Raw genomic sequence first — 15,245 nt, forward strand, 5'->3', positions numbered from 1 at the left:
GTCGCCAGCATGGCGCATGATCTGACCGCGACCGATGTGCTGCGCGGCACCTGCCGCTGGCTGCTGCGTGCCGGCGTCAGCCCGCTCGCCGAAGTGCCGCTGGCCGGTGGTCGCCGTGCCGATATCCTGGGGGTTGATGCCGCTGGCCGGCTGACCCTGGTGGAAATCAAGATCAGCCTGTCGGACCTGCGCGGTGATCGCAAATGGCCGGACTATCTGGATCATTGCGACCGTTTCTTCTGGGCGGTGCCGGCCGGGCTGCCACTGGATGATCTGCACACAGCAGCGTTTCGGCCCGACGAGACCGGCCTGATCATCGCTGATCGCTTTGACGCCGAAGCGGTGCGCGATGCGCCGTGGCGGGCGCTGAACGCCGCCCGCCGCAAGGCCATCACCCTTGCGCTTGCCCGCCGCGCGGCCAATCGCTGGCTGGGGCTGATCGATCCAGATGCCGTGACGGTCGACTACGATTGACGCCCGCCGCCACGCGCAATCCAGTCCTTCACCTTGGCGTCCAGCACGGCCAGCGGCAGCGCGCCGGTATTGAGGCAGACTTCGTGAAAATCGCGGACATCGAACTTCCCGCCCAATGCGGCCTGCGCCTCGCGGCGCAGCCGTGCAAAACTCAGCTCGCCGATCTTGTAGGCGCAGGCCTGGCCGGGCTGGGCGATGTAGCGGTCAATCTCCACGGCCACATCGCGCGGCGCCATTGATGTGTTGTCCAGCATGTAGCCGATGGCGCGGTCGCGGCTCCAGCCCAGCGCGTGCAGGCCGGTATCGACCACCAGCCGCACCGCGCGCAGCATCTCCATGTCGAGATGGCCGAACCAAGCCCAAGGATCGGTGAACATCCCCAGTTCTCGCCCCAGTGATTCGGCATAGAGACCCCAGCCTTCGGTATAGGCGGTGCTGCCGCCGCGTTTGAGGAAGGCCGGCAGCACCGGGTCTTCATTGACCAGCGTCACCTGGAAATGATGGCCAGGGATGCCTTCGTGCAGGGTGAGCGTTTCCAGCGTCGGGATCGGCCTGGTGTCGAGCATCGCCATGTTGAAGAACAGGATCCCCGGCGAGACGCCGTCGGGCGGGCCAGCGCGATAATAGCCGGTGCCGCGCTGATCGCCGAGCGCCGGCAAGGGCGCAACCTTGAACGGCGCTTTCGGCCGGCAATGGAACAGGCGCGGTATCGCCGGCCAGATACGGGATTCAATCTCGGTGAACCGCCCGATCAGCTCCTCCTGGGTCTTGCAGTAAAATTGCGGGCTGGTGCGGACATGTTCGAACAAGGCCTTCAGATCGCCGGCAAAGCCCAGTTCGGCGCGGGTCTTCTCGAATTCGGCGCGGATGCGGCCCACTTCGCCAAGGCCGAGGGCATGGATATCGGCCGCCGCCATGGGCAGGGTGGTGTGGCGTTCCAGTTCGGCGGTGTAAAGCCGCAGGCCATCGGGAATCGCGGCCCGGCCCGGCCCGGCCGGCGTGCGCGGCAGATAGGTTTCCCGCAGAAAGACCAGCCAGCGCCGATAGGCCGGCAGCACGGTTTCGCCGACCATGGCGCGATAGTCCGTCGCCCAACGCGCGCGATCGCTGGCCAGCGTCGGCGGCAGGCGCCGGATTGCCGACATGAAGGCCGTATCGTCCACCGGCTGCGCCAGTAGCGCCTCGACCTGATTGATCACCTTTTCCACCAGCACGCGCGGCTGGACATGGCCGGCCGCCAGTCCCTCGCGCAGCCGCACCAATGTCATGTCCATATGGCCGGCAAACAGGCGTAGCCGCTCCAGCCCGATCTGATAATCGGCGCCCGTTTCGAACAGCGCGCCGCTGCCCGCGACGAAATCCGGCATCTCGATGTGCAGGCCAAAGCTGGGATTGAGCGCCAGCTGGCGCTGGATGGCAAACAGCCCGCTGCCGTGGAAGCTGATGGCCTGGTTCAGGCTGCGGGCGAACACATCATGGGCAATGCGTTCAGCCGTGGCGAGGGCGTTGCGGTCGATTCCCGCCAGTTCCGCGGCGGCGCGGCGCTTGTTGGCCAGCGTGGCGGCGGCCCATTCATCCGAAAGCGGATCGATGAACGCCGGTTCGCCCGCCGGCCGGCGCTGGCCGGGTGGCCCGGTTGGCGACAGCGCTGCATCGTCGGCCGCCGCACGCGCGATCAGCGCGGCAAATCGCGCCGATGCGGATTCAGCAATCGCCAGGGCAGGGGTGGCAGGAACAGCGGCCAGCAGGCCAAGCGCGGTGCGACGGTTCAGCATGCCCGCATCCAACCAGCTTGGCGCGGGAATGCAAGGGGCGGCCTATTTGGGAGACCGCTTGGCCAGGATCCGCTGCAGCGTGCGCCGGTGCATCTTCAGCCGCCGTGCGGTTTCCGACACATTGCGATCGCACAGTTCATAGACACGCTGGATATGCTCCCAGCGCACGCGATCGGCCGACATCGGTTCCGGCGGCGCTTCCGGGCGGGCGCTGCCATCGGCGGAAAGGGCGCGCACAATGTCTTCCGGGTCGGCCGGCTTGGCCAGATAGTCGATCGCGCCGGCCTTCACGGCGGCAACGGCGGTGGCAAGATTGCCATAACCGGTGAGCATGACGATCCGCACATCCGGGCTGGTCGCGCGCAGTTCGGCCACCAGATCGAGGCCGTTGCCGTCTTCCAGCCGCATGTCGACTACGGCATGGGCCGGTTTCAGCCGGGCGGCTTCCACCCGGGCTTCCTGCAGGCTGCCAACGGCGGTGACGGCAAAGCCCTTGCGGGCCAGCAGAACGGAAAGCCGCTGCCGGAACGGCGCATCATCATCCACCAACAGCAGCGGGCGGCCTTCTGCTTCGGGTACACTGGCCATGGTCATTGCTCCTCTTCGCCCTCGTCGGCGTCATTAAACTCAAACTCTTCCCTTGGCCAGCGCACCTCCACCCGGGCGCCGCCTTCGGGTCGGTTGGAAAAGGCCAGCCGGCCGCCGGTGCGCTCGATCAGCGTGGTGGCGATGAACACGCCAAGACCAGTGGAATCGGATTTTGACCGGCTCGGCCCCAATATGGGTTCACCCAGGCGCGGCAGCAGATCGGGCGGAAAGCCAAAGCCATCATCCAGCACGGCCACCCGGATTTCAGATGGCGTGATGGCGGTTTCCATCCGCACTTCGGTGCCGGCATGGCGCACCGCGTTGGCAACCAGATTGTTCAGCGCGTGCAGCAGTTCCGGCGAACGTTGCACCAGCGGCTGCTTGCCCGAAACCACCACCTTCACCGGTACGCGGGCCGGCAGCACACTCTGCGCCACTTCGTGCAGCAGCAGGTCGAGCGTCAGGATGGCAAACGGGTCCTCGGCTTCGGCGCGGGTGGAAAGATCCTTCATGATCCGCCGACTGCGCGCCGCTTCGGCCGCCAGCAGGCGAATATCCTCGCCAAAATCCGGATCGTCGCCCAATTCTTCAAGCAGGCTGTGCGCAATCAGGCTGATCGAACCGAGCGGCCCGCCCAGTTCGTGGGCCGCGGCGGCCGCCATGCTGCCCAGCGCATTCATGCGTGCTTCGCGGGTCAATGCGGCTTCAGTGGCAACCAGTGCGCGGGCCCGGTCACGCCCTTCCGCCGACACCATCCACAGATAGGCCGCCAGAAAACCGATGGCCAGTCCATAGGCGATGACATCGCCGATACGATAGACTAGCGGAAATTCCGGCGGCGGGCCGCTCCACGGCAGCGGTTGCGCCCACATCCAGATGACCGCCAGCACGCCCATCGCCAGCGCCAGCAGCGGCGCCATTTCGCGGGCGGTGAGCAGCGTGGCTGCGATGGTGACCGGCACGATCAGCAGCAGCGAGAAGGGATTGGCCAGTCCGCCGGTGAGGAACAGCAGCACGCCGGCCTGGATCAGATCGAACGAAAGATGCAGCGACAATTCGCGGCCGGTCATCCGATCGCTGCGCTCATACAGGGTGGAAAGGCCGACATTGAGGATGACCGACGCGCCCACGGCCGCCAGCATCGAGCCCCAGGGCAGCGGATAGCCAAACCACAGGCCAACCACCAGCAAGGTGGTGAACTGGCCCAGGATCGCGATCCAGCGGATGCCGGCCAGGGTGCGCACGCGCACCCCGGGGCGATCAAAGGCGGAAGCCGCGATGGAGGGCCGTTCCATCCTCATGCCCTAGCGGTCACAAGCGGCTTCGCCCATGCGGCGTGTCGTTCCACGTGCCGGCAACCGATTGAACCGGCAAGTGTTGCCTCCTGCCGGAGGGGCAGAGCTGCTCAGAGCGACGGCCCCTGCACGCGGCCGGTGGCCTTGACCGGCACGTCCTTCAGCAATTTGGCGATGCTGATGGCGCGCGGATCACTGTTGGCCGCGGCGCGCGCGCTGATGCCGCTGTTATCGGCAATATCGGGATTGGCCCCGGCATCGATCAGCGCCTTGGTCAGCGCCAGGTCGCGCGCCTGCACGGCTTTCAGGATGGCGGTTTCCCCCAGCCGGTTCTGGGCATTTACCTGCGCCTTCAGCCGGATCAGGGTGCTGATGCCTTCGTTCCAGCGGCTGATGGTGGCCAGGATCAACGGCGTATTGCCATCACGGTCCTTCAGATTGAGATTGGCGCCCTTCTGGTAAAGCAGTCCCAGCCAGCCGAGATCACCGCGCCGGGTGACAATGTGGATGCCGGCTTCGCCGCTGTCAGCGTCGCGGGTGTTTACCACGGTGGTGCCCGGCTGGTCAGCAAGTTCGATAGCCTTGTTGACGTCGCGATCCTTCACCGCCTTGATGAAATTGTAGCTGTCGGAAAACTGCGCGGCGGCGGGGCTTGCCCCAACCGTCACCAGCATCGCCAGCACCATCAGTCGTTGCAGAAGTCGTTGGCACATCATCGACAAGCCACCATCTTTTCCCTTATGCCCCTCGAGACCATGATAGCGCATACAAACAACAACCGTCCATGAACAGGGCCAAGAATCTGCGGCTCTCGGCCGTGCTGGCCATCGCGGTGGTGCTGGCAGCCGGCCTGGGCTGGATGCGCTTTGCCGCCTCGCCCGCGCCGCAGGGCAATCTGGCCGGCGCCAGCATTGGCGGACCGTTCACGCTGATCGATCAGGATGGGAAATCCGTGCGCGACACGGATTTTGCTGGCCGCTGGCGGCTGATGTATTTCGGCTATGGCTTTTGCCCGGATGTCTGCCCCACCGATCTCGCGCAGGTCGGGCGTGGCCTCGCGGCGTTCGAAGCGGCGGCACCGGCGCTTGGCGCCAAGGTGGCGCCGATCTTCATCACCATTGATCCGCAGCGCGACACGCCGGCCACGCTCAAGCCCTTTGTTGCTGCCTTTCATCCCCGCCTTGTCGGCCTTACCGGCACGCAGGCGCAGATTTCCGGCGTCACCAGGGCCTATGGCGTCTATGCCAGGCGCATGGATACGGGTGACCCTGAAAATTATCTGATGGACCATAGCGCCATGGTCTATCTGTTCGATCCCGACGGCAAGCCGGTGGCCTTCCTGCCACACGAGGGGTTGACGGCTCAGGCCATCACGGCGCTGTTGACCACCCATGTCCGATAAGCCGTTCTGGGAAACCACGCCGTTCCATCACATGACGCGCGCGCAGTGGGAAAGCCTGTGCGACGGCTGCGGCAAATGCTGCGTCCACAAGCTGGAAGACGAAGACACCGGCGAGGTGTTTCCCACCAATGTCTGCTGCCGCCTGCTCGATACGCGCACGGCGCAGTGCAGCGATTATCGCAACCGCAAGGCGCTGGTGCCGGAATGCGTGCGGCTGACGCCGGGCAGGCTCGATGATCTCGACTGGCTGCCGGAAAGCTGTTCCTATCTGCGCGTCCACCGCGGCCAGGGCCTGGCGCCCTGGCATCACCTGATCACCGGTGATCGCGAATCGATCCACCGCGCCGGCCAATCGGTCGCCGGCCGGGTGATCAGCGAGGATCATATCGGTGATCTGGAAGACTTCATCATCGACAAGCCGCTGTAGGCCCGGCCCATGCTACCCCGGATGCTCCGCTTCCGACGCTCCGAACTGCCCGAAACCCTGAATGTCGCTGGTCGTACGGTGGCCGTGGTGACGACCCGCCGGCCAACCGCGCGTGGGGTGCGGTTGCGCGCCAGCGCCATCAGTGGCCGCATCGAGGTCAGCCTGCCGGCCCGCGGCGGCGAGGCGGCGGCGGCGGCTTTGCTGCAGTCCCACCACGACTGGATCGCAGCCCAGGTGGCGAAATGGCCGGCGCCAACACCCTTTGCGCCAGGCGGCGTCATCCCCTTCAACGGCACGCCGGTGCTGATCGACTGGCAGCCGGATCATCCGCGCTCACCGGCCCTGTTTGGCACCAGCTTGCGGGTGGGCGGGCCGCTGCCGCTCCTGAATGGCCGGATTGAACGTTGGCTGAAGGCGCAGGCGCTGGCCGATCTGGAGCCCGTGACCCGTCGCCTGGCCGATCAACTGGGCCGGCCGTTGTCGCGGGTGTCGGTGGGCGATACCAGCAGCCGCTGGGGCAGCTGCGCCGGGGCGCGATCAGGGGAGGGCGCACGCATCGCTTATAGCTGGCGGCTGATCCTCGCTCCCGATTGGGTGCGTTTTGCCATCGCCGCGCACGAGGCGGCACATCTGGTGCACCAGGATCACAGCCCGGCTTTCCACGCGCTCAACCGCCAGCTCGATCCCCGGGCCGGCGAGGCGCGGCGCTGGCTGGCGCGCCATGGCGCCGCCCTGCACTGGGTAGGGCGCGAAATCTAGAGTGGATGGCCCAGCCAGGCGGCGATGGCGGTGCCGAAATCGGGCTTGGTGACGGCGCTCATGTGGTTGCCGGCGATTTCCACCAGCGCGGCGTTGGGCAGTTCCAGTGCCAGCGCCGGCGCCGAGCCATTGTCAGAATCGTTGCGGCCGCACAGCACCAATATACGGGTTTCAAAACCGCGGAGCACGTCGATCGGGGTAGATGTCTGGCTGCCGATCAGCAAGCTTACCGCGAGTCTGTCGATATTGTTCTGCCGGATGAAAGCGGCGGCATGGGCCTCTGGGCTGCCGGCTGGCCAGCCATCGGGCTGCGCAAGGATCGCCTGAAAATGGGCCGCTCGCGCCGCGCCGCCGGTCAGTCCCTCCAGGCCCATGCCTGCCAGAATGGCGCGGCCCGGCTTCAGGCCGCGCGCCAGCAGCCGCGCCAGCGTGCGGGCACCCATCGAATAGCCGGCAACATCGAAATCGCTCAGGCCCAGCTGGGCAATCAACGCCTCGATATCCATGGCCAGCACATCGGGCGGATAGGCCGCCGGATCGTGCGGAGCGGCGCTTTGGCCGTGGGCGCGGAAATCCGGCATGATCACCCGGTAACCCGCACTGGCAATCTCGGCCGCCGCGCCATAGCGCCGCCAGTTCATCTCGCCTGATGAAAACAGCCCGTGCAGCAGCAGGATCGGCCGGCCTTCACCCAGTTCGACAACCGCAAGCTCGGCCCCGTCAAACCCGGAAAAGCGCGCCATCACCGGCCCTTCTCGGCGCGGGCGGCGGCCACCGCTTCCTTCAACCGCTCATAGCCCACCGCGCCTGACATGATGCGATCGCCAACCACATAGCTGGGCGTTCCGGTCAGCCCGAGATCGCGACCCAGCACCAGGTTGCGATCCAGCTCGGCCTTCAGCGCGGCATTCTTCAGATCGGCAGTCACCTTGTCTTCCGACAGGCCAACACCCTTCACAATGCCCATGGTGCGCACCAGGCTCACCCGGCCGGGACTGTCGAACATGGCGTCGTGGAACTTGCGATACTGGCCTTGCGTCGCCGCCGACAGGCTGGCCATCGCCGCCTCGGTGCTGGCCGGCGACAGCACCGGGAAATCGCGATAGATCACCTGCAGCTTCGGGTCCTCGCGCAGCAGGCGCGCCACATCGGCATGGCCCTGCCGGCAATAGGGGCAGGCATAATCAAAGAACACCACCAGCTTCACATCACCCTGGGGGTTGCCGGAAACCGTACCGGGGAACGGCGTTTCCAGGGCGGTGCGGTTGGCGGCCAGCGCCTTGCGGCCCTCGGCCTGCTCCAGCCGCGCGACGGCCTCGGGAATGATCTCCGGATGGCTCAGGATATACTCACGCACAATGGCTTCGATCTCGGCACGGTCGGCGCGCTGCGGCTTGGCAGCCTGACCGCCAGCAGCCATGGCCGTGCCCGCACCCAGGCCCGCACCCATCAGGCCGATGGCGAGGGCCGCAGCCATGCTGAGCTGCCGATTCCAGAATCCCGCCATCATCACCTCTTCTTGCGCTTCTGCTGTTCCAGCGCATCGCCGGCCACCAGCATGATATCGTCTGCCCGGATAAAGTCGGGCGTCCCTGTCGGCAAGCCTGCCCGTGCCAGTCGGGCATTCATCATCGCGCCCATGGCATTGCCTTCCAGGCTGAAGCGCTCGGCGGCCGCCAGTGCGGCGCGTGGCTTGTCGCCGCGCCGATCATAGATCACGCCCAATTGGTACCAGGTGAAGGGGTTCTCCCGGTCCAAGCTCACGGCCTTGCGCAACAGCGGCTCCGCCTCGGCTTGCAGCTTGGGGTCTTCACTGGTCACCAGCGCATGGCCGAGTAGGGTGATGATCATCGGTTCGAACGGCGCGCGATCCACCGCGCGGCGCAGCAGCGGCAGGCTTTCCTCCACCTTGCCCGATTCCAGCAAGATCTGGCCTTCCAGTTCGAGGAAATAGGGGTCGTTGGGGTTGAGCGCGACCAGTTTCGCCGCTTCCATCATGGCCTGATCGGGATGGCCAGAACGATGCCAGGCATAGGCGCGGGCATAGAGCGCGGCGGCCGTGTTGGTGCCTTCGGGATATTGCTGCATCACCCGCGGCGGTTCTTCAACAAAGCCGACCAGCTTGCCCTTGATGCGTTCGAACTTGGCCTGCAGCGCCTTGTCGGGCGGAGTGTTCCAGGCCGGGTCCTTCTCGTAAACCGCAATCAGATTGGCAACGCGCGTGGACGACAGCGGGTGGGTGCGCGCATATTCATTGTCCTGCGGGATGGCGAGGCGGAATTCCTGTCCCTGCAACTTGCGGAAAAATTCGATGCTGCCACGCCCCGAAATCCCGGCCTTCGACAGGAACACCGCGCCTGCCTGATCGGTGCGGCTTTCCTGATCGCGGGTAAAGGCAAGGAACTTGCCCTGCGCCGCCGCCGTGCCGAGGCCCAGGATCGCCATGCCAGCCTCTCCCGCCCCGGCCGCGACCGCCAGCGCCGCCCCCACCAGGCTGAGCAGCGAGATGCGGCTGGCCGGACCGGCACCTTCGCCAAACCGCACATTGTGGCCAGCCGCGATGTGGCCCAGTTCGTGCGCGATCACGCCCTGCAGCTCGTTCACATTGTCAGCCGCTGTGATCAGGCCGGAATGGATGAACACGTTCTGCCCGCCGGTCACAAAGGCGTTGATGCTCGGATCACCTACCAGCACGAACTGCACGCTGCGCGGATCAAGCCCTGCCGCATCGACCAGCGGCCGTGAAATCTCGCGGAAAAAAGCCTCCGTCTCGGCATCACGCAGGATGGACTGCGCCCATGCCGGGCCAGGAAGCAGCGCCAGGGCCAGCGCCAGCAAGGAAACAAGGATGCGCATGCGTCTTCCCTTGCCTAGCATAGTTGAACTTGCGGTGAAGGGGTGCGGCCACAACAAACGGGTGCAGGGATGAGCCCCTGCCCGCCGGAGGCCCGCCTTTTTCAAGCCGCGCGCAGCGCCCGCGCCCGCCGGCGTTGCACGGATGATCCCAGCCCCAACGCCTCACGATATTTGGCCACGGTGCGACGGGCAATGTCGAAGCCCTCGCCGATCAGCAGCTCGACCAGCTTGTCATCCGACAGCACGTCGTCGCCTTCCGCTGCAATCAGCCGGGCGATGCGGTCCTTCACGGCCAGCGCCGACGCCGCCTCGCCGTCGCCGGAGCCGACGCCGGACGTGAAGAAGAATTTCAGTTCGAACTGGCCGCGTTCGCACAGCAGATATTTGTTGCTGGTCACCCGGCTCACGGTGGATTCGTGCATTTCGATGAATTCGGCTACCTGGCGCAGGGTGAGCGGCTTCAGGTGGCTGACGCCGTTTTCGAAAAAGCCCTGTTGCAGGCGCACGATCTCGGTGGCGACGCGGATGATGGTGCGGGCGCGTTGATCGAGCGCCTTCAGCAGCCAGTTGGCGCTGGCCACGCATTCGTTGAGAAAGCCGTTGGTTGCCTTGTCTGCGCCGGCGGCGAGTTCGGCGTGATAGTCGCGATCGATGATCAGGCGCGGCAGCGTGGCCTGATTGAGGCTGATCTGCCAGCTGCCATCGGCTCCGCGCGTCACGAACACATCGGGCACCACCGGCGTCGCCTGTTCGCCGCCATAGCGCAGGCCGGGCTTGGGGTCATAGCGTTTCAGCTCGTGGATCATGTCCACGATATCCTCGCGCTCCAGCTTGCACAGGCGGGTGAGGCCATGAAGATCGCCGCGCGCCACCATGTCGAGATTGTTCAGCAATTTCTCCATGGCCGGGTCGCAGCGATCGGCGGCGCGGGCCTGGGCGATCAGGCATTCCGACAGGCTGCGCGCTGCCACGCCAACCGGATCGAACATCTGCACGCGGCCCAGCACCGATTCCACCTGCGCCGGTGGCACATCGAGCCGGTCGGCAATTTCGTCCACCGGTTCGGCCAGATAGCCGCATTCATCCAGCCCATCGATGATGAAGCGGGCGATGGCGAGATCAATGCCATCGAAGGCAGCGCTGGCCTGGGCTTCCAGTACCTCGGACAGGCTGGCCTCGCCGCCGGCCATGCGCTCGAAATCCGGGCCGTCGTCCGCGCCGCCGGCTTGCACGACGCGTTCGCCCCAATCAGCGGGCTGATCGGAACCGCAGTCATGGTGAAAACGCTCACCCGTGTAATCCGCTTCCAGCGGGCTGTCGCCGCCCCCGATGCCATCGCGCAGCAAGGTTTCCAGCCCGGCGCTGCTGGCATCGTCAAAGGCGGGCAGGGCATCGGGCGGCGCGTCCACCCCGCTTGGCCCGGCCGGTTCCTGCGGTTCGGCGGCGTCGCCACTGGCCAGCAGCGGATTGCGTTCCAGTTCCTCGGCGATCCAGCCTTCCAGTTCGACATTGGTCAGCGTCAGCAGCTTGATCGCCAGCTGAAGCTGCGGCGTCATCACCAGCTGCTGGGATTGCCTCAGTTCAAGGCGCGGCCCCAAACCCATGTCAGGCGCTCATCAGCCTCACAGGCTGAAATCCTCGCCCAGATAGACGCGGCGCACGGTTTCATCGGCCACCAGCGCTTCCGGCGTGCCTTCGAACAGCACGCGACCATCATAGATGATGCAGGCGCGGTTCACGATTTCCAGTGTTTCGCGCACGTTGTGATCGGTGATCAGCACGCCGATATCGCGGGCGCGCAACTGCACCACCAAGGCGCGAATATCGGCGATGGAGATGGGATCGATGCCGGCAAACGGCTCATCGAGCAGCATGATCGACGGGTTGGCGGCCAGCGCGCGGGCGATTTCGACCCGCCGCCGCTCCCCGCCCGAAAGCGCCATGGCCGGGGCGGCGCGCAGGCGGGTGATGTTGAATTCGCCCAGCAATTCCTCCAGCCGTGCTGAACGGGCGGCGCTGTTGGGCTCGGCCACTTCCAGCACGGCCATGATGTTCTGTTCCACGGTCATGCCGCGGAAGATGCTGGTTTCCTGCGGCAGATAGCCCAGGCCCAGCGCTGCCCGGCGATACATGGGCAGGCCGGTGATATCGTGGCCGTCGAGCAGGATGCGGCCCGAATCCGGCATGGCCAGGCCCATGATTGAATAGAAACAGGTGGTCTTGCCGGCGCCATTGGGGCCCAGCAGGCCAACAACCTCGCCGCGCCGCACCGAAAGCGAGACATCGCGCAACACGACCCGCTTGTCATATTTCTTGCCGATGCCATCGACCGACAGGCCGCGCAGCACGGGGCCGCCTGCCACTTCCTGCTGCTCCATCACTTCTGTATCGGCCATAATCGAATCTGCTCCCGCCAATTGGCGCGAAATTTGCATGTCGGCGCGCAAACTATCGTGAAAGCAGCGTCGCGCCAAGACGGCTCTGCGGCGAAGCCCGTGATTTCTGTTGCCAATCCGGCGCTTTTCCGGGAACAGCCCCAGCCATCATGGGCGCGACGATGCTCTTATCCGATCCTGCCATGCTGGCTTTGCTGCTGGGCGCGGGCCTGTGGGCGGGCGCCCAGAATGCGCTGGCCGGGGGCGGCAGTTTCATCACCTTGCCGGCCCTGATTGCCGCCGGGCTGGATCCGAAACTGGCCAATATCACCTCCACCATGGCGCTGTTCCCTGGCCAGATCACCACCGGCATTGCTGGCCGCAAGCTGGTCGCCGGGGCCGAACGCCTGTCGTTCAAGGCGCTGGCCGCCATTGCGCTCACAGGCGGCGTGGCGGGTGCGCTGCTGCTCAATGCAACGCCCACCCGCGTCTTTGCCGCCATGGTGCCGTGGCTGGTGCTGCTCGCCACGGCCGTCTTTGCCTGGGGCAGTTTCGGCCCGAAGAAATCTGCCGACCGTCCGCCACCGCCGGCCTGGGTGACGGTGCTCACCCAATCCACGATCGGCATCTATAGCGGCTTCTTCGGCGGCGGCGCCGGCATCATGACGCTGGCCAGCCTCACTATCGCCGGCCTGCCGGTGCGCAACGCCGGCGGCACCAAGAATGTGCTGGTCTCCCTGTCCAACACCACGGCCGCCATCCTGTTCGCGCTGACCGGCAATGTCGCGTGGCTGCATGCGCTGGTGGTGGGTGCTGGCGCGATGGCCGGCGGTTACGTGGGTGCCAAGGCGCTGGCAGTGGTGCCGGAAAAGGCCCTGAAAATCGCCGTGATCCTTATCGGGCTTGGTCTCACAGTCGGGCTGTTCCTGCGCGCCTAGCGGCGCTGGCCGAACTCGTCGATCAGCACTTCCCGCCGGCCGACATGATCCGGACGCGAAACAAAACCATCCTGCTCCATCCGCTCGATCAGGCGGGCGGCGTTGTTGTAGCCGATGCGCAGATGGCGCTGGATAAAGCTGGTGCTGGCCTTCTGTGCCTTCGCCACCACGTCGATGGCCTTGGCATACACATCGGCTTCCTCGTCGCCGCCGCGGCCGCCAGTCAGGCCGGCGCTGGCCAGATCGAGCTGGCCATCCATATCGGCCGGCTCTTCGGTAACAGCTTCAACATAGTCCGGCACGCCTTGGGCGCGCCAGAAATCGGCCACGGCCTCTACTTCGCCATCCGAAACGAACGGTCCGTGCACGCGCACCAGCTTGCCGCCAGCCATCCAAAGCATGTCGCCCTTGCCCAGCAACTGCTCGGCGCCGGGTTCGCCCAAAATGGTGCGGCTGTCGATCTTGCTGGTTACCTGGAAACTGATGCGGGTGGGCAGATTGGCCTTGATGACACCGGTGATCACGTCCACCGACGGGCGCTGCGTCGCCATGATGAGGTGGATGCCGGCGGCGCGCGCCTTCTGGGCGATGCGCTGGATCAGGAATTCGACTTCCTTGCCGGCCGTCATCATCAGATCGGCCAGTTCGTCGACGACCACCACGATCAGCGGCATCGGCTCGAAATCGAGCACTTCCTCCTCGATGATCGGCATTTCGGTTTCCGGGTCCCACCCGGTCTGGACGCGGCGCACGAACGGTTTGCCGGCGGCCTGGGCTTCCTTCACCTTCTGGTTGAAGCTGGCGAGGCTGCGGACGTTCAATTCGCTCATCTTGCGATAGCGATCTTCCATCTGCTCCACCGCCCATTTCAGCGCGCGGATGGCCTTGGGCGGATCGACGACGACGGGCGCCAGCAGATGCGGGATGCCGTCATACATCTTCAGTTCCAGCATCTTGGGATCGATCATGATCAACCGGCACTGCGCCGGCGTCATGCGATACAAGAGCGACAGGATCATGGCGTTGAGGCCGACGGACTTGCCCGAACCGGTGGTGCCAGCGATCAGCAGATGCGGCATCGGCGCCAGATCGGCGACCACCGGCACGCCGGCGATATCCTTGCCCAGGACCAGCGGCAGGGTGACGGACTTGCTGTCGAAATCGGCGCTGCCCAAAAGTTCCGACAGCGACACCGTTTCGCGCACCGGGTTGGGCAATTCGATGCCGATCACGTTCTTGCCCGGCACCACGGCGACTCGTGCCGATTGCGCGCTCATCGAACGGGCGATGTCGTCGGCGAGGCCGATCACCCGGCTGGCGCGGATGCCCGGCGCCGGTTCCAGCTCATACATGGTGACAACCGGGCCGGGGCGCACTTCGCCGATGCGGCCGCGCACGCCGAAATCTTCCAGCACGCCTTCCAGCAACCGGGCATTCTGTTCCAGCGCCGCGGCATCGATGCGGGCGCGCGGCGCAGAAGGCGGCGGCGCCAAGAGATCCAGCCCGGGCAGCACGGCGGCATCGCCCAGATCGAGCGACTTCTGCTTGTCGCGCACGTCACGCCCGCTGCGGCTGGGCCGCTCTGGCCGCTCCAGCACCACCAGCGGGCCGGGTTCGGGATCGGTGGTCAATTCGGCTTCGGCCTTCGGGCGCGGGCGCGTCGGCTTGGGCAGGTTCAGGCTGCCGGGTTCGGCTTCGGTATCCGGGTTCCACAGGCGCTGGCCGGCAGCGATGGCATCGCCCACGGCTTCGCGGCTGATGGCGCTGCCCCAGGCCAGCAGCGCCAGCCCCAGTGGTGCCAGCAATATGGCCAAGAAGCTGCCCACCGATACATCGGCCAGTTCCGGAATGGCTTCGGCACTGGCGGCGGCGGCCGCCAGGCCCTGGCCCAGCAAACCGCCCGGACCAGCCGGCGCCCCCAAGTCTGAAAGGCCAAAGCCGCCCGCGGCCAGCGACAACAGCACCACGCCGCCCAGGCTGGCACCGGCCATGCGCGCAACCGGTACGTCTTCCTCGCGCGCCACGCGCCATCCGGCCAGCACCAGCGCGGGGCTGAGCAGCAGCATCGGCCACCCGGCCAGTTGCAGCAGCAGATCGGCGACATGAGCGCCGACACTGCCCATCCAGTTGCCGGCATCGCGCGCGGTGGCGGTGTTGAACGAAGGATCAGCCGGCGAATAGCTCAGCAGCGCCAGCACCAGCGCCACGCCGATCAGCGCCACGGCAAGGCCGGCCGCGATACGAACAGCCACCCGCAGCCCGAGCACCAGCGCCACGCGCAGCCGCACCAGCCACACGGGCCCGCCGGAGCGGCTGCGCTTGGGGGCAGTTGCTGCCCGAGTGGCCATGGCGGTTG

15 protein-coding genes are annotated in these 15,245 nt (G+C 66.1%); 5 read left to right on the plus strand and 10 right to left on the minus strand.

The window, feature by feature from the left end; genetic code table 11:
• The first annotated feature begins 9 nt into the window (after positions 1 to 9).
• Positions 10 to 474, plus strand: a complete 465-nt coding sequence (locus D619_RS0111205) for an MmcB family DNA repair protein (protein ID WP_017668686.1) — start codon at positions 10 to 12, stop codon at positions 472 to 474.
• Here D619_RS0111205 and D619_RS0111210 read toward each other — a convergent pair.
• The 4 genes from D619_RS0111210 to D619_RS0111225 all read right to left on the minus strand — a co-directional run bounded on the left by D619_RS0111210 (position 465) and on the right by D619_RS0111225 (position 4,818).
• Complete coding sequence (locus D619_RS0111210) at positions 465 to 2,249, minus strand: DUF885 domain-containing protein (protein ID WP_033373488.1); 1,785 nt, start codon at positions 2,247 to 2,249, stop codon at positions 465 to 467. The genes D619_RS0111205 and D619_RS0111210 overlap by 10 nt on opposite strands.
• A gap of 42 nt (positions 2,250 to 2,291) precedes the next feature.
• Entirely contained in the window at positions 2,292 to 2,837 is a 546-nt protein-coding gene (locus D619_RS0111215) for an ActR/PrrA/RegA family redox response regulator transcription factor (RefSeq protein WP_243442641.1), read from the minus strand.
• A gap of 2 nt (positions 2,838 to 2,839) precedes the next feature.
• A complete protein-coding gene (locus D619_RS0111220) occupies positions 2,840 to 4,132 on the minus strand; it encodes an ActS/PrrB/RegB family redox-sensitive histidine kinase (RefSeq protein WP_017668689.1) in 1,293 nt (430 codons plus the stop codon).
• A 110-nt stretch (positions 4,133 to 4,242) separates the two neighbouring features.
• Complete coding sequence (locus D619_RS0111225) at positions 4,243 to 4,818, minus strand: ankyrin repeat domain-containing protein (protein ID WP_017668690.1); 576 nt, start codon at positions 4,816 to 4,818, stop codon at positions 4,243 to 4,245.
• A 98-nt stretch (positions 4,819 to 4,916) separates the two neighbouring features.
• Between D619_RS0111225 and D619_RS16415 the strand changes: the two genes are divergently transcribed.
• Genes D619_RS16415 through D619_RS16420 form a run of 3 tightly spaced genes read left to right on the plus strand, consistent with a single transcriptional unit; the run spans position 4,917 to position 6,720 of the window.
• Positions 4,917 to 5,534, plus strand: coding sequence for an SCO family protein (locus D619_RS16415; protein ID WP_017668691.1), 618 nt, complete (start codon positions 4,917 to 4,919; stop codon positions 5,532 to 5,534).
• Complete coding sequence (locus D619_RS0111235; RefSeq protein ID WP_017668692.1) at positions 5,524 to 5,961, plus strand: YcgN family cysteine cluster protein; 438 nt, start codon at positions 5,524 to 5,526, stop codon at positions 5,959 to 5,961. Before D619_RS16415 ends, D619_RS0111235 begins: the two co-directional genes overlap by 11 nt.
• Positions 5,962 to 5,982: 21 nt before the next feature.
• Positions 5,983 to 6,720, plus strand: a complete 738-nt coding sequence (locus D619_RS16420; protein ID WP_017668693.1) for a YgjP-like metallopeptidase domain-containing protein — start codon at positions 5,983 to 5,985, stop codon at positions 6,718 to 6,720.
• Here the strand turns inward: D619_RS16420 and D619_RS0111245 are convergent.
• The 5 genes from D619_RS0111245 to lptB all read right to left on the minus strand — a co-directional run bounded on the left by D619_RS0111245 (position 6,717) and on the right by lptB (position 11,972).
• A complete protein-coding gene (locus D619_RS0111245; RefSeq protein WP_017668694.1) occupies positions 6,717 to 7,463 on the minus strand; it encodes an alpha/beta hydrolase in 747 nt (248 codons plus the stop codon). The two genes, D619_RS16420 and D619_RS0111245, sit on opposite strands and share 4 nt — an antisense overlap.
• Positions 7,463 to 8,197, minus strand: coding sequence for a DsbA family protein (locus tag D619_RS16425; RefSeq protein WP_193743302.1), 735 nt, complete (start codon positions 8,195 to 8,197; stop codon positions 7,463 to 7,465). The genes D619_RS0111245 and D619_RS16425 overlap by 1 nt, the downstream gene beginning before the upstream one ends.
• 32 nt (positions 8,198 to 8,229) lie before the next feature.
• Positions 8,230 to 9,576 (minus strand): M48 family metalloprotease, encoded by a 1,347-nt coding sequence (locus tag D619_RS0111255; protein ID WP_017668696.1) that lies wholly within the window; start codon positions 9,574 to 9,576, stop codon positions 8,230 to 8,232.
• Between the two features lie 101 nt (positions 9,577 to 9,677).
• On the minus strand, positions 9,678 to 11,180 hold the full coding sequence (gene rpoN, locus D619_RS0111260) for an RNA polymerase factor sigma-54 (protein ID WP_017668697.1): 1,503 nt from the start codon (positions 11,178 to 11,180) through the stop codon (positions 9,678 to 9,680).
• An 18-nt stretch (positions 11,181 to 11,198) separates the two neighbouring features.
• A complete protein-coding gene (gene lptB, locus D619_RS0111265) occupies positions 11,199 to 11,972 on the minus strand; it encodes an LPS export ABC transporter ATP-binding protein (RefSeq protein ID WP_017668698.1) in 774 nt (257 codons plus the stop codon).
• A 161-nt stretch (positions 11,973 to 12,133) separates the two neighbouring features.
• Here lptB and D619_RS0111270 point away from each other — a divergent pair, with 161 nt between their 5' ends.
• Positions 12,134 to 12,889 (plus strand): sulfite exporter TauE/SafE family protein, encoded by a 756-nt coding sequence (locus D619_RS0111270; RefSeq protein ID WP_020480472.1) that lies wholly within the window; start codon positions 12,134 to 12,136, stop codon positions 12,887 to 12,889.
• Here D619_RS0111270 and D619_RS0111275 read toward each other — a convergent pair.
• Positions 12,886 to 15,237: a DNA translocase FtsK gene (locus tag D619_RS0111275; protein ID WP_152417423.1), complete on the minus strand. Its 2,352-nt coding sequence runs from the start codon at positions 15,235 to 15,237 to the stop codon at positions 12,886 to 12,888. The genes D619_RS0111270 and D619_RS0111275 overlap by 4 nt on opposite strands.
• Positions 15,238 to 15,245: the final 8 nt, after the last annotated feature.

Source organism: Sandarakinorhabdus sp. AAP62, from assembly GCF_000331225.1.
GTDB lineage: Bacteria > Pseudomonadota > Alphaproteobacteria > Sphingomonadales > Sphingomonadaceae > Sandarakinorhabdus.

Coding starts and splice junctions, on each gene's coding strand:
- D619_RS0111205 (WP_017668686.1), top strand. CDS start 10: ATGGCGCATGATCTGACCGCGACCGATGTGCTGCGCGGCACCTGCCGC.
- D619_RS0111210 (WP_033373488.1), bottom strand. CDS start 2,249: ATGCTGAACCGTCGCACCGCGCTTGGCCTGCTGGCCGCTGTTCCTGCC.
- D619_RS0111215 (WP_243442641.1), bottom strand. CDS start 2,837: ATGGCCAGTGTACCCGAAGCAGAAGGCCGCCCGCTGCTGTTGGTGGAT.
- D619_RS0111220 (WP_017668689.1), bottom strand. CDS start 4,132: ATGGAACGGCCCTCCATCGCGGCTTCCGCCTTTGATCGCCCCGGGGTG.
- D619_RS0111225 (WP_017668690.1), bottom strand. CDS start 4,818: ATGGTGCTGGCGATGCTGGTGACGGTTGGGGCAAGCCCCGCCGCCGCG.
- D619_RS16415 (WP_017668691.1), top strand. CDS start 4,917: ATGAACAGGGCCAAGAATCTGCGGCTCTCGGCCGTGCTGGCCATCGCG.
- D619_RS0111235 (WP_017668692.1), top strand. CDS start 5,524: ATGTCCGATAAGCCGTTCTGGGAAACCACGCCGTTCCATCACATGACG.
- D619_RS16420 (WP_017668693.1), top strand. CDS start 5,983: ATGCTCCGCTTCCGACGCTCCGAACTGCCCGAAACCCTGAATGTCGCT.
- D619_RS0111245 (WP_017668694.1), bottom strand. CDS start 7,463: ATGGCGCGCTTTTCCGGGTTTGACGGGGCCGAGCTTGCGGTTGTCGAA.
- D619_RS16425 (WP_193743302.1), bottom strand. CDS start 8,197: ATGGCTGCGGCCCTCGCCATCGGCCTGATGGGTGCGGGCCTGGGTGCG.
- D619_RS0111255 (WP_017668696.1), bottom strand. CDS start 9,576: ATGCGCATCCTTGTTTCCTTGCTGGCGCTGGCCCTGGCGCTGCTTCCT.
- rpoN (WP_017668697.1), bottom strand. CDS start 11,180: ATGGGTTTGGGGCCGCGCCTTGAACTGAGGCAATCCCAGCAGCTGGTG.
- lptB (WP_017668698.1), bottom strand. CDS start 11,972: ATGGCCGATACAGAAGTGATGGAGCAGCAGGAAGTGGCAGGCGGCCCC.
- D619_RS0111270 (WP_020480472.1), top strand. CDS start 12,134: ATGCTCTTATCCGATCCTGCCATGCTGGCTTTGCTGCTGGGCGCGGGC.
- D619_RS0111275 (WP_152417423.1), bottom strand. CDS start 15,237: ATGGCCACTCGGGCAGCAACTGCCCCCAAGCGCAGCCGCTCCGGCGGG.